This is a genomic window from Kordia algicida OT-1, from assembly GCF_000154725.1.
Lineage (GTDB): Bacteria > Bacteroidota > Bacteroidia > Flavobacteriales > Flavobacteriaceae > Kordia > Kordia algicida.
Genome location: NZ_DS544873.1, coordinates 109,993 through 123,427, shown reverse-complemented (window position 1 = coordinate 123,427; position 13,435 = coordinate 109,993). Strand labels below are relative to the sequence as shown.

Here is a 13,435-nt window from a genome sequence, read left to right as displayed (position 1 = left end):
TTCTAATTTCCTCTTTTGTCTGATTTGAATTCGGATGCACAATCTCTTATGATATCTCGACGATATTTCTCTAGCAATCCAAAAACCTACGGCAATGCTTATGAGTGTTCTCATACCTTTTCTTGCGGTTTCTTGTAAATATTCTTTTCTGGTATACCGATAGAGACAAGCCAATCACTTACGCTAAAAGCTGGACTATCTTCTGCTATTTTGGTAGGTACTTCATTGAAACCCATAATCACGATATTTGGAAAACGAAGCACATAGAATTTTACAATAGTTTCAAGTGTTTGTTTTTGGGCATCGGTACGGGTGTCTTTATCCCAAGCTTCCTTTAGAGTACGTCCACCTACATAGGCGATGTTTTTGGCAATCCCTGTGAGACTTTCAACTCCCTTTGAGATTCCCCATACATCGGTTTGTGTTGGATTGTCCTCATTGATAATTACTTGTAAACTTCCATCGAAAGGAATCAGATAATCAAAGCCAGGACGATTAAATCCAAGTCCGTTATTGCGCTTAGTCTGCGTATGCTTTTTTATAATGACATCTTTTCCAAAGTCCTTTGCCTCAGAAGTGTCGGTACTGTGTATAATTAGATAATCTATTTCTTTCATCTTTGTTTTGTTTTAGTTATTGTGCGTTTTCAAGTCGTCTAAAACCAAGTAATCTATAAGCGGGATATCGCTGTATATTGACCTGATTTTTTTGATTGCCACCAAGTACATATATGTATTTTTTATCTTCTGAATAATTGATAAATAATCCAACATGACCTTTCCAACTATGTTTTTTCTCTCGCCAAAGAACTACCACATCGCCCTGTTTTGGCTTATCGATTTTTCTACCAACCGATAGCCATGAACGTGCATTTAACTTTCCACTTCTTTGTTTATTTGCCTTTAGTGCCACCCAATTCATAAAGGCGGAACACCATGCTGTCTCATCATTTGAAACCCACCTATGTCCGATTTCTTTGAAATAATTGACAATTACAGGATTGTGCAGTTTTCCTTTTTTCTCGGTAACACCGTACTGACTGTGTGCTATTTGTATTAATGTTCTCATTGCATGTATTTTTTTAAGTGTTTATTTCCAAGCTTCGGGTATGCCATTGCTCATTTGAACACCCGTTGAAATTCTCGCCTTCTCAGGTAAAAAATTGTACATCTCTAATTGCTGATAGTAGATTAAAAAGGTTACTTGTTGATTAGGATGTATGGTAAAGCGCCAACACACACGTCCATCGATGATATAGCCTTCCATTTCAAATACTTCTGATACATTCCCAAAGCCTTGTGGACTTTGATAGCTTCTAAGGGAAATAGACTCACATGTTTGTTTGCCTGATATGGAAGATTCAATAATTTGCAAGGTGTTGATACGCGCACTTGTTGAAGCCACCACTTTCACATGGCTTATAAGCATTGGATTGTATTTGAAATCCTCCCGAATTTGCTGGTAATCATCACTAACTTTGACCAATAGTTTTGAATTTCTTGTATAGACAAATAGCTTTCTAAGGGTTGCGTTGTTAAGTGCTATTGTGCCGTTTTTAGAACTTATGGCAAAGCTTCTATCAAAGCTGACCAATGGTATATGATCTACCACTTCCAAATCAGCATCAATCCGCGTAAATTTCTGCTCGTCTTGACTAGCTACATATATCAAGTTATTTAATGGATTGAATTCAATATCAATGGGCTCTAACGCCGTATTTAATATTTTTTCTGTGGCAAGTGTGGTGGTATTGACCACGACCAATGAATTCAGACTATCGTAGGCGATGTACATTTTTTGATTGATCGTATGATAGTAAAAGCTTACCTTATTCTCATTTGCTGTTGCTCGCTCAATCCATCCCTTTCTTACGCCATTTGAATTGTATACATCAACATTATTATTTGAAATATTGTGTATGTACAGGTCTCCATTATCGGTATTTACACCGAGTGTTTTTACTCCAGCAATAGTTAAATAATCAATAACCGTGTTATCAAAGGCAGTAATTTTTGTGACCGAATCTCTAACACTCTCCGTGATAAAGTAAGCGTCATCTATAGGATTGTACACCAAATCAATAGGATCGTTAGCTAGGGTAATTCTTCTTGAAATATTGAAATTCAAATCAACGGTAAAAAACTCTTTTTCTCGTATACCTGTAATCCCCACATACCCATATTCAATACTGTTAGGGTTGGTATTGACAACGATGTTGTTTGGATTTACAAGGGTAAGTTCATTGATGCGTAGTGATATGGTTTGCAATACTACAGCTTGGTCATTTACTATAATTAAAGAGTCATCCCTACTGCTGAGTACGTAAAATAGATCGTTTACAGGATTGTATACAACCTCTGAGGTAGCTAAAACTAAATCAGCTTCTTTTAATATTTCTTCAAATCCGTTTAAAGGATTAGCAATTGGTGCGCATTTATTTGTGCCCCATAAGGTAATCTCACGGGAGTCATCACTGCAATTAGTGACTGTTATTTGTGCAACTTCATTTTCTTCCAAGAGTTCTTTGTAGAACAATCGCAATCGCTCATGCTGGTCGTACCAATTATCTAGTTGCTTGTTCATTTTTTCTATAGTTTTCAATGAAATTAATAACCTGTTTTGTTCTGCTTATTTGAGATTTACCAACCATTTCAGGGTTGTTCCCAAATACTTTTGTAACGGCATATACCGCTTCGATAGTGGGGAAACCATAATCCAAATATTGTTTGATGCCACACAAATCTGCGGTGGTTTGACTCCGGGTATTTAAAAACCAGTGGCATCCCTCATGTGCCAATATGGCAACGCGTATCGGTACGGTATAGCCTAGAAATAGTTTTCGAGATATTTGTACGCGTGGCATTTTTCGATGTGTTCTCGCGGGTGTAATGAGTTCGTTTCCGAAGGCATCGGTAATTTTAGATAGATATTGAAATAAAAATTCTCCATCTTTGCTCTGATAAAATCCTGGAGCGCAGTAACCCGCTTTCTCTGAAAAATCTACAGCGAATTCAAAAAATTTGTATTGCGCATCAGTTGCCCACATCTTGATCTCAGGCATTTTTTCTACCCGAACATTTTCAATCTCAAAAGCCGTATCACTTGGACTGTTTTTATCGTAAATTTCCATTTCCAAACTCTTTGGAGATACAGGCATTGAGATCATAAATTCACGCTGTATCTCAGCGTTTTTAAATGTTGCTTTGCGTCTGAAATAATAGGAATTAGCATGCATTGGATTATAGAGTCGAATTCCTAGCTCAAAAGGCTTTTTTGACACTATTTTAAGACGTATTCTAAATCGCTTACTATTTGAGGGAATCGTAACTATCATTGGCTAAGGACTTGAACTTGTTTTGCTTTGTTGCTTTGTAAAATAACTAGCGTTACAATGCCAAGAACCGCAACACCACCAGCGATGTAAACGTAGGTTGGAATCCCTTTTTTCTGTTGTTGTTTTTCTTCCACAATTTCGCTGGCTTGACTACCCACTGAAAACTGATAATCAGAAGGTAAGTCACTTGGAATATTTGTAGTTTGTTTATCTTTTGGCATGACAATGGCATCTATAACACCACCAATGGCAGTTGCCCCACCAATATCCCTGTATACCTGTCCGACATCTTTGAAAAATTTACGTCGCTTTTGTTTTCGCTCTTGCACTTTGGCTGAAGAATTTCTTTTTAAACGCCTTGCTAATCTTCTTGCTTTTCGTTTGGCTTTTCGCTCGGCTCGTTTTTTTTTACTCCCAAAAAATTCATCATAATCATCCGCTAGAAAATGATTTTCAACAAGCGCCTGTGTTTCTCCTGATATCATTTATGCTGATTTTTTAAGTTTAACCTTTACTTTTTTTTGATGTTGAACATATTTGTAAATGCCAAAACCTGCCAAAGCGATTATTCCCACACCTGCTACAATTTTTACAATCTTGCTTACCCTAGCGTCTGACTGTTGTGCCTTTTTTACGGCTTGTTTTTCTTGACCTTGAGTAAGAGAACTTTGTTTTGATACCATAGTATCATTCCCTTGAACTTTGCTTGGTATTGCCGTTTTTTTAATGAGTTTGTCTATAGCAATCTTCTTTTTAGAAGCGACTACCGTTGCTTTTTTGTTGGGTATATTTTTTACAAGCATACCAGGCTTTACAACACCTGTATTTTTACTTTTTCTAAAATTTGTAATTGGTGGCAATTTGGTTGGACGACCTTTTACAATTTTTGGTTGTTTTTTTGTGGGTACTTTTACCTGAATAGGAAATCCGCTATTGGTAAAGCGAACAGGCGGTCTTCGCCTGCGGGATTTTCTTCTTACAATGCGACGTACTTTTGTTCTGTTGAAATCATCGTATTGTGCTATCTGTGTATTTGCTAATGAATCTATCATAGTATATTGCTAATATTTGATTTACAGTATCGCCTTTGAAGTGATACTATTTGTATGATCTAGCGCGTGTGAGATTGTTTCTGCTATTTTACAGCCGATCCCCCTACAGGTGGCATTGGCGGATATTGTGCATATGAAGGGATTTGCGGTTGTGGCTTTGGTTTTAGCGCAATAACCAATATGACACCTATAAAGACAACCCCTACGCCAATTCCAATCATCATATTTGTTTTCTTTTTCTCAGCTTCAGCTCTCTCTCTAGCTTCTTTGGCTTCTCTGAGTCTTTGTCTTTCTGCTTCCTGTCTACGCAATTCTGCTTCCCTACGTTCACGCGCCTGTTGGGCTTGCATTTCTCTTAATCGGCGTTCCATATCACGTTTTGCCGCGTTTGCTTGGGCAACTGCGTTTGTGACAGCGCCCGCGCCTGCACTTGATCCTGATCTACGTCGCTTTTTCTTGCCAATGAGTCCACCAACAATACCTAATGCCCCTTTGGCTAATACTCCCCAAAAGGGATCGTTTTCTTGGCTTGAAAAGCGAATCATCAGCTTTTCAAGGGAACTGATAAATCGGGTATTGTCTAATTTGATTTGTTCTACGATTTCACTGATAAGCTGTTCTTTGGAAGGATTTCCTTTGAAAAAAACATTGTGATAGCCTAGTAGCTCTTGAACGGGTTTTGAATAATTTAATACCAAATAGGTCAAATTATCAATCGCCCTGTTGTATAATATTTGTTCTTTATCCATTTATGATGATTTGAAGTTTAAACCATTACCGATGATGATCCCTGCAATAAAAACCACCCCTACGATTATTAAATCATCTTTGGTGGGTGCAAATCCAAAATTGCCTGATGCGGGTCTTTGTTCTGCTTGCTTTTTGGCAATGGCTTTTCGCGTGCGCAATTCATTCCAAATAAGTTGTACTTCTTGTGCTAACTTTTTATTGCTTGGGTTTTTATTGGACTCCTCTAAGATGCGATTGTAGTAATTGTTTAATTCCGCTAGGGTGTAATTCTCAAATTGATTCAGAAAATTATATTCATCCCCTGATCCATTGTATTTTGAATATCCACAAGAGTCACAGGAGTTTTGAGCATTATTGTAAGAATCATTTTGACACGATTCGCATACGCTTTTAATGGGCGCGCTATAGAGTTTTAAAATGGCTTCTTTATCAGGGTGTAAGCCTATGAGTTGTTTGATGACTTTTCTACCGCGCTTGCGTACAAGTTCTTTGATTGCTTCGGCTAGGTGTTTGTCATTATCAGGAACAACAAACCCGTAGTCATATAATAATTGTGAAACCTTTTCAATATTGTGATACACAATATAATCGATGCGGTTTTGCCCTAAATTTGAAAGTGTTTGTGTATTCATAATTCGTGTTTAAAATAATAGCCAGAGAAAGGCTTTTTGCTACCTTGACTCTGGCTATCTGTAAAGACTAACTAACAAGGTTAACTTGTCTTTAGGTTATCGCTTTTTTCGTCTAACTAGCTTGGTGGTAACACGTTTTGCTGGCTTTGGACGAACTGTGCGAACTCTTGGCGGTGTCACACGCGGACGATAGCGTCTTACACGTCTGCGTCTTGGACGCATACCATACGCCGTTGGTCGTCTTCTTCGAATCAAATCCAATTGTGGAAGCCCTGTAGTTCTTGGTGCGCGTGACAATTCTGCCACGTTGCTTCCTTTTAACAGATTTCCTAAGTTTGCTCTTGCTTTGATTGTGAAGGTAAAGACTGCCGTGACACCATCTTCAACAACAACGTTCAAGGAGTCTTGTCCTGTAACGTCCATTTCAAAGTTGTCATCGTCGATTAGCGTTTGTGTGAAGTTCTGCGGAGAAGTGGCATTTCGCGGTTGATACACGCGGGTAGTCTTTGAACCTGATGCGGTTCTACGATCGATACGCAATACATTATCAAATTGTAAGGCGTTGCTAACCGAATATTTCATACCCGCAATTTTAAACGGATTGCTTTTACTTTCTTCGCGGACTTCCTTGTGTGAGGATTCCTCAATATCTACTGTAACTCCTGCGGGTTGTGCTTTTTCAGCATTACCACCAAAGATTACAGCTTCTGCTGATGCGCCTGATGCATTTTTAACCACAACGGTTAACGTTCGGTCATTAGGATCGATCTTACCTAAACTTGAACTTGTGTAATCGTCGTAGTCTTCTTCATCATCATAAAGATCAAATTCTTCATCATATTCATCATCATAACCGACATACTCATCTTCCATGCCTTCAAATCCTGTATCGAAGTCATCCTCGTCATAGATTTCGTTATCGTAATCATCGTACTGATCTTCAGCCGATTCTTCATAACGCATTAATTCGTCTTCGTAACTCATAGTATTTGTGTGTGTTTAAATTGACTGTTGTTAAAAACAGTTCGTTAATTCTTTTTTTAAGGTGCTAAGGCTAGTATCTCTAAATACTATTTTTTAGCCGTTACTTGCTTTTTCTTCTCTGCAAGCTTTTTTGCTTTTGCTTTTTGCATCCAGGGAGCGACAATTAATGTCCCTATTAAAATTCCTGCTACGCCTGTACCTACCATATACATAATTGGTTTCCATGCGATATCTGAGTTTTTACCCATATCTTTTCGTTTTTAATTTTGATTATTGGTCAAGGTTCTCTAAAACCTTTTTATTTTGTTCTCTACGAAGATTATACTTAATTGTGGAAAAACATTTGTACGCGTTTGGTATGATACAAAAGCTTTAAGAAAGAGGGTAAATACTTGGGGAAGGGAAAGGAAAGAAACAAATCATACAGAATCATTTATAAACTCTAAGTAACTTTTAAAAATTATTTAAATGGAAATAGTTCTACTAACGTTCTCATTATAAAAATTATGCTATTTAAAAATATTACAGAACTAATATATAAGAGATTATAATTTTCTATGATTGAAAAAAATATAACTTTATGTAAGAATTTTATTTTACATTTAAACACTACTACTTTAAGTTAAGCATCATAACATCTATTTAAAAAATAAGACAAGAAATTAATGAATGAAGTTACCAAATGGATTAACATCGCTAAAAGCGATATAAAATCCTCAAAAATTTTATTAGAGAATGGTTGTTACAGTCAATCATATTTCTATTTTCAACAAGCTTCTGAAAAAGCAAATAAAGCCTATTGGTTATTTGATGGAACTTTAGATGAAAATCAATTAAAAAAAATTGGACATAATCAATTTAAGCCATTAAGAAGAAATATAGTTTCTGAAAAGAATAAAATTGATTACTTAAGAGATTTTGAAGAAAAGTCAGGTTTTCTATTAAATAGCCCTCTTTTTAAGAATGTAGACATCGACAAATATCAAGACAAACTCAATGAAGGCTTAAAATTCATTGATCGATTCAAAAAACGGAAAATTTTTGATTTTAGAGAAGAAGAACTTGTCGAAATGCTTGAAACTTTAGAGGGAATCAAAGAGATTAAGTTTGAAATGCCTGAGAATATTTCAGATTATTTAAAACAAATACTTAAAGATCAAATTGAATTGCTTCAAAAGTTCAAGACTGAAAATGCTGATGAACAAGCTCATAATTTATCGAATATTTTAAATGACCACAACAAGTTTAGTGAGTGTTTAAAATTAGTTAAAGAATTCCTTGATGGAATAGGAATACTTCTTTATGTCTCAAGTACTTTTAGATTCTGCTCGATTTTAACAGTTAGACATAGTAACTCTACTAGATATCCACAAGAACTTGATGGAAAAAGTCCTATTGACGTATATAATGATGATTTATTTATTATAAGAAAACAAAAAGACTTTTTAGCTCGTCTTGATGAAGCACTAGATAATTTATCAACGATTAGTATAAATTATAAGCCGATAGAAGTAAAGAAGAAGACTGAACTAGCAGTAAAAAATAAGTTATTTAAAATTCCTGATCCTACATGGAGTTACTTCGGAGCAAATAGTGAAGTTGATTTTTATAATTTATTTGTTGTGTTAAAAAACACTCATAAAGATGTACCTGAGAATATTGAAAAAGGACTTATAAGCTTTGAAAAACTTCAACAACTTAGCTATTATCACTATCCTGCTTATGGTGATGCATTTTCAAGATTGACTAAAATTTTTGAAATGTCAGTAAAGGCAAAAGCAAGAATTTTAAATATAGATTTGAAAAATTCTAACAATAAGGAAAAGACTCTGAATATCCTTATTAGAGAAATTAGTAGTGGATACAATAATTCTTTTAAAAAAAACATGGATTGGGGAAGAAAAATGAGAAATATGAATGCACACCCAGATTTGAATATTATTCATGGATATATTTTAAAAAAACCATTGATTCGATTAGTAAATATTATTAATGATATTTTTAGGACTAAAGGCTTTTTTGAAAATGAAATTAGAAATTTTCAGAAGATCAAATCAAATTATAAATCTTTAAATAAAGGGTTGTGGATATTAGATCAATATTTAATCCATTCAGTTGAAATAATAGCTGTAAGAAATAACTATTCTCTTTGGGTATTTTATCCTGTACGACGTAGATATCCTCATAATGAAAAAGGTAATATGTATGCTTTTGAACCGTTATTTGCAGTTATTAAGCATCATAAGTTTATCAATGATTCTCTTACTCTAATTACTTACGATGATATGAAAATAGAATTAATACCTACCAATAAAACTGAAAATATCGAAAAATTAAAACATTATCAAAGCCAAATAGATTCAACTACCGATAAAAACAATAAAATAATGGAATCTTCTAAAGAAAATAGTATTGGATACCAAATTGAAGTTTTTAAACACTTAATCTCTGTTTATTAATATTATGAAAATTAAAGTTGTATTTGACTTATCTATAAAACCTAAAACCAATTTAAATGAATATTTACGAAAGAGATAATATAAGGCGTAAATTACTTACCGAAACCTACAATCATTCAAAAGCTGACACACGTCAACCAATAGACTTAAAAGCATTAGGTCAATCTTTAAATATAGATTATTCTGAAATTCAAAAAGCATACTATTATCTCATAGATGAAGACTTACTTGAGCCTTACGGAACAGGATACACTGTAACAATTTCACATTTTGGAATTAAAACAGTTGAGTCTTACTTAAGGAAAATTGATTTTAGTGAGGATGAAAAATTTACTTCAACAGAAGTCTTTCAATTACGAATAATGCTTGATGAGATTAAAAAGGAATTAGTAAAAGTTTCATTCGGACAGCAAATTATATTTGATGAAATTGAAAAATCATTTGAGAGATCAAAAGTTGAAAATAAAGTAGACTGGAAAGAGTCGCTGGAAGAAAAAATACAGGATTGGACAGTAAATAAAATAATAGACGAATCTTCAAGCTTAATGTTTCAAGGCATTTTGGTAGGATTGAAAGTCGTAAATGAATAATATTTAACATGAAAAATATCAAAATATAAAGTATATAAAAGATATAATTTCCTTAGAATATACATCAAATATCGCGATTAGAATTCCAATACTCATAAAGGGTTTACCTCTTGTTACATAGCTAAAATAATGAAATACGTGCATCAGAATATTTAACCAAAATGTCATAAAAACAGGCATTCTTAAAAGAAATAAAAAGATTATTCCAACCAAAAATATAGATAATAAGTTCTTATTAGGAAAGTAATAATCTAAACTTAACCCCAAAACTACAATTGATACTCCTAAAAGATTTAAAATAAGATATAGACTATATTTTTTATCAAAATAATAAACTGTTTTTCTAAATAAAACGTAAGCATATTCATGGACACTAGAGAGGTAATGTTCTAATTCCTTAGCTTTTTCTGGTAACCATGCTTCAAACATAATTAATATAATACCGATTATAGATAAGATAGATATTTTCAAATAATAACAATTTATAATTCCTATTTAGTAATATATGTAAGTTTTTTCTTTTAAATGTTACGAATTTTATCAAATTCTTATTTTATTATCCTTATATTTATGTAATATTAATCTTTAATTTTTATTATTATGAATGAAGCTCAAAAATGGGAAGACGAAAGAAGGAAAGCTAGAGATAGCCAAAAATATTATCCCGATAAAGCACCCAAAGAAATAGATAAAAAAACTAAAAAAGAGAATAATACTCAGCATTGAATTTGATGAAAACGAAGCTTATCAGTAATCATTTTGATAATAGCTTCGTTTTTAGTCTTATAAATCTTATTGCCTTCAAAATCTTCTTCATTTAATAACATACGAACCTTTTTGCCTTCTTCTTGGTCAATAAACTTTTTACAGGCGCGAATAAATGCGGTTCTACTGCAACCTTTAATGCGTTGCTCGCGCATATTTACATACACAAAAAAACTTTTCTGTACTTTGTACTGATGCTCGGTAATGACTCCTTTTGCGAATGCGTATGAGCATAATTCATATTGTTCGTCTACGATAAGCTGTGCAATACGTACAATTTCATATTTAGGAATTCGATCACGATACCTGGTCACATCATCTACTTGATGATGCAATCGAAGCCAAGTACAATTTTGCCACTCAGAGGTCGTAATTTTAGCAACAGATTGATGCGTTAATAAAATATCAATTCCTTTGTGACGAACCGTACATAAAGCACCGATCATGGATTGCCCTTTTGCTCCAGACATGTAATGATCGATATCATCTAGCACGACCAATCCATTTTTAAAGTACTTCATAATTTTGGTAATAACTTCTTTTTTGTCAGTATTATCCATTGGCGAGCTGTCAGTATTAAAAGGGCGAATACGACGCGCGGAGACTTTGGTAAGCTTTCCCAAATGATTAGGACTTACCGTTCGAAAAGAGGGATAATCGTCATCATTGGTATCAAAGGCAAGTACTTTACGTCCTTTTTTTCCCTTCAAAAGATTATCCATCATATAATGTTTAATTTCTTGTTTGTTTCGATATGTTTTTCCAACTCCTGTTTCGCCACATACAAGCATAATCATGGGTTGGCGTTCAACGTTTTTATTTTTTGATCTCATAGCTACTTATCAACTATTTAGTTTCAGAATCATCTGCATATTCTACAATACTATTTTCAATCGCTTCATTTTGGGCAACAACCAAATTTTTATCATCATCATCATCTAAAGTATCACTTGAAAATTCTTGATCGTTAACAGGTGTTTGGCTTTGTTTAAAATCATCTTTATAGTCCGTTGATATTGTGTCCTTATCGGCTTGCTTTTTTTGTTCTTTGATAATTTCAATCAAACGATTTTCTAGATTTTTATTTTCTGCGCGAATCTCCATAACCGTTTGTCCTTTTTTAATTACTATGGAAGCTACCGCGCCCATTAATTGCTGTTCAGGGGTAAGCTGTTTGGCTTTTTTACGAATGACCTGTGAAAGCAGTGGACGAAGTAATGCTTTATCATCTTTATCAAGTAAAATCCTATCGACATTCTTTTCATTTTGAGTGTCAATCACATCCATAATTTCATTAAATTCATAAAACTCTTGATGCTTCTTTACTTTTACAAAAAAACTACCGCCAGCAGTTAGCATGTTGTTGGTAATTCCCAACAAGGCATCTGCGGTTTGATTTGCTTGTGACAATGGCATTTGAAAATCTTCTTCATTTACTTGCGGGTCACTCTGCGAGTACAGCTCATCTTCATTTATTTCCTGTTCAGGCGCATCCAATGGCTCTTGTTCTTTTTCATTTTCAATTTGATGGGTAACCTCTTTTCTGTAATCAATATCACTTTCCAATTCTGATACTGCTCCTTGATTTTTAGGTTTCCAAACATTCCAATTTTCATCTGCTTGTTCTTCATTATTTAAAGACGCTCCACCGATATCTTTTTCGACAACAGGTGTATTGAGTGGACTGCCATTTTCATTTTGAATTACCTCTAGTGGAATTTGATCTTTGCTTGTGGTTAAGGCTTGTTTTACCTCTGTTGAGATATGATTTTCTTCTGTCATTGCTTTTAAGAATTTAAATTTGAAATATGATTTATGATATAATTTTCTACGATTGTATGGAGACTCATAAATTTTGGATAGAATTTAGGTATGGAAATCATTTCTTCACATTTACTTTGAAAGTACCATACTGAACGCTTCTTTTGCTGGAAGATTTCGGATATTCTACCATAGCTGATTTGAGTATACTTGTGAATAATATAATAACACGACATTCGTGCGTCTTTATATTCAGTTAAATCACTTTGGTAAAATTTGTCCTTTTCAAGATCAAAAACTTCAATGCTTTTTGCAATGGTAAGTTCAACGATCTTTTTTGCACGTGCATCTTTATCTGATCCTACCTGTGTATTATCAATTAATCTTCCCAAAAACTTGACTGAATTTTGCAAACCAAACTTACCGATCATCACTTCAATGTGATCTTGTAAATCTCGATAATTGAACTCCTTTGATTTCATACTTAAAAAAGAATTGCTTTTGTTTTGTGCAAACTACAAAAAGTACCTTTTGGGTACTTTTTGTTCTTTTTTAGTTAAAGTTTGGCAATATTTTGCCTAAAATTTGGTGCTTTTTTATGAAATTTTGTTCTTATTTTCAGATAAACACCCTACTTTAGAATCAAAATATTGTATCGGTATTTAAAAACACGTATTCTTTTGATGAGATATTTTCCTATTGTCGTGTTCCATTTAAGATTCTTCCTAAGTCCTAAATCTATAAAGGTAGAACGTCCAATATTTTCTGTCTGTCCCAGTGCTACCAATTGATCTATAATAAACTCATCTGAATTGGCTTTTGTTTTTGGCTTTATTTTTTTAGAAGCTTCATGTTTTTCTTTGAATTCTTCGGTTAGCTCATTATTAGAAATTTCATCGCCATATACATCGTAGATGTCTTTGATAATTTCAGCATCTAGTTTTTCAAGCTGTTTTAGTAAACCACCTTTTCCACATGGGGTTATTTTTTCTAACAAATCATACATTTTGTCAAAAATCTTTATTTCCTCTTGAATCGCTGAAAGCAATAATTTTTTGTCAATCTTGTTTTTCTTTAAAAATTCTCTGTGTTCTATCTTTTCCATAAT

Annotated in this window: 18 protein-coding genes; 3 read left to right on the top strand and 15 right to left on the bottom strand. The window is 33.8% G+C overall.

The window, feature by feature from the left end; all coding sequences use genetic code 11:
* Nucleotides 1-110: 110 nt before the first annotated feature.
* The 10 genes from KAOT1_RS00570 to KAOT1_RS23270 all read right to left on the bottom strand — a co-directional run bounded on the left by KAOT1_RS00570 (nt 111) and on the right by KAOT1_RS23270 (nt 7,000).
* Nucleotides 111-617 (bottom strand): peptidoglycan recognition protein family protein, encoded by a 507-nt coding sequence (locus KAOT1_RS00570; protein ID WP_007092706.1) that lies wholly within the window; start codon nt 615-617, stop codon nt 111-113.
* Nucleotides 618-633: 16 nt separating this feature from the next.
* Nucleotides 634-1,068 carry a TIGR02594 family protein gene (locus tag KAOT1_RS00565; RefSeq protein ID WP_007092705.1) on the bottom strand — a complete coding sequence of 145 codons (435 nt, stop codon included), beginning with the start codon at nt 1,066-1,068 and terminating at the stop codon, nt 634-636.
* A gap of 21 nt (nt 1,069-1,089) precedes the next feature.
* Complete coding sequence (locus KAOT1_RS00560) at nt 1,090-2,583, bottom strand: YncE family protein (RefSeq protein WP_040559234.1); 1,494 nt, start codon at nt 2,581-2,583, stop codon at nt 1,090-1,092.
* Entirely contained in the window at nt 2,564-3,280 is a 717-nt protein-coding gene (locus tag KAOT1_RS00555; RefSeq protein ID WP_238528662.1) for a hypothetical protein, read from the bottom strand. Before KAOT1_RS00555 ends, KAOT1_RS00560 begins: the two co-directional genes overlap by 20 nt.
* Nucleotides 3,281-3,330: 50 nt before the next feature.
* Nucleotides 3,331-3,819, bottom strand: coding sequence for a hypothetical protein (locus tag KAOT1_RS00550; protein WP_007092703.1), 489 nt, complete (start codon nt 3,817-3,819; stop codon nt 3,331-3,333).
* Entirely contained in the window at nt 3,820-4,386 is a 567-nt protein-coding gene (locus tag KAOT1_RS00545) for a hypothetical protein (RefSeq protein ID WP_007092702.1), read from the bottom strand.
* Between the two features lie 83 nt (nt 4,387-4,469).
* A complete protein-coding gene (locus KAOT1_RS00540; RefSeq protein WP_238528664.1) occupies nt 4,470-5,084 on the bottom strand; it encodes a PRKR-interacting protein 1 in 615 nt (204 codons plus the stop codon).
* Between the two features lie 51 nt (nt 5,085-5,135).
* On the bottom strand, nt 5,136-5,768 hold the full coding sequence (locus KAOT1_RS00535) for a hypothetical protein (RefSeq protein WP_007092700.1): 633 nt from the start codon (nt 5,766-5,768) through the stop codon (nt 5,136-5,138).
* 96 nt (nt 5,769-5,864) lie between these two features.
* Complete coding sequence (locus KAOT1_RS00530; RefSeq protein ID WP_007092699.1) at nt 5,865-6,752, bottom strand: hypothetical protein; 888 nt, start codon at nt 6,750-6,752, stop codon at nt 5,865-5,867.
* A gap of 86 nt (nt 6,753-6,838) precedes the next feature.
* The gene (locus KAOT1_RS23270) at nt 6,839-7,000 is read right to left on the bottom strand and encodes a hypothetical protein (protein ID WP_007092637.1); all 162 of its coding nucleotides are present in this window, start codon (nt 6,998-7,000) and stop codon (nt 6,839-6,841) included.
* A gap of 417 nt (nt 7,001-7,417) precedes the next feature.
* Here KAOT1_RS23270 and KAOT1_RS00525 point away from each other — a divergent pair, with 417 nt between their 5' ends.
* Nucleotides 7,418-9,211 (top strand): HEPN domain-containing protein, encoded by a 1,794-nt coding sequence (locus KAOT1_RS00525; protein WP_007092698.1) that lies wholly within the window; start codon nt 7,418-7,420, stop codon nt 9,209-9,211.
* 56 nt (nt 9,212-9,267) lie between these two features.
* A complete protein-coding gene (locus KAOT1_RS00520; protein ID WP_007092697.1) occupies nt 9,268-9,801 on the top strand; it encodes a hypothetical protein in 534 nt (177 codons plus the stop codon).
* An 18-nt stretch (nt 9,802-9,819) separates the two neighbouring features.
* On the opposite strand, the gene KAOT1_RS00515 is transcribed toward KAOT1_RS00520, so the two are convergent.
* Complete coding sequence (locus KAOT1_RS00515) at nt 9,820-10,272, bottom strand: hypothetical protein (protein WP_157559952.1); 453 nt, start codon at nt 10,270-10,272, stop codon at nt 9,820-9,822.
* A gap of 129 nt (nt 10,273-10,401) precedes the next feature.
* Between KAOT1_RS00515 and KAOT1_RS23630 the strand changes: the two genes are divergently transcribed.
* Entirely contained in the window at nt 10,402-10,527 is a 126-nt protein-coding gene (locus KAOT1_RS23630; RefSeq protein ID WP_007092695.1) for a hypothetical protein, read from the top strand.
* On the opposite strand, the gene KAOT1_RS00510 is transcribed toward KAOT1_RS23630, so the two are convergent.
* The 4 genes from KAOT1_RS00510 to KAOT1_RS00495 form a co-directional block, all read right to left on the bottom strand.
* Nucleotides 10,518-11,399, bottom strand: a complete 882-nt coding sequence (locus KAOT1_RS00510) for a zonular occludens toxin domain-containing protein (RefSeq protein WP_050765193.1) — start codon at nt 11,397-11,399, stop codon at nt 10,518-10,520. The genes KAOT1_RS23630 and KAOT1_RS00510 overlap by 10 nt on opposite strands.
* Nucleotides 11,400-11,412: 13 nt before the next feature.
* Nucleotides 11,413-12,348, bottom strand: a complete 936-nt coding sequence (locus tag KAOT1_RS00505; protein ID WP_007092693.1) for a hypothetical protein — start codon at nt 12,346-12,348, stop codon at nt 11,413-11,415.
* A 5-nt stretch (nt 12,349-12,353) separates the two neighbouring features.
* Complete coding sequence (locus KAOT1_RS00500; RefSeq protein WP_007092692.1) at nt 12,354-12,809, bottom strand: hypothetical protein; 456 nt, start codon at nt 12,807-12,809, stop codon at nt 12,354-12,356.
* Nucleotides 12,810-12,958: 149 nt separating this feature from the next.
* Complete coding sequence (locus tag KAOT1_RS00495; RefSeq protein WP_007092691.1) at nt 12,959-13,432, bottom strand: hypothetical protein; 474 nt, start codon at nt 13,430-13,432, stop codon at nt 12,959-12,961.
* Nucleotides 13,433-13,435: the final 3 nt, after the last annotated feature.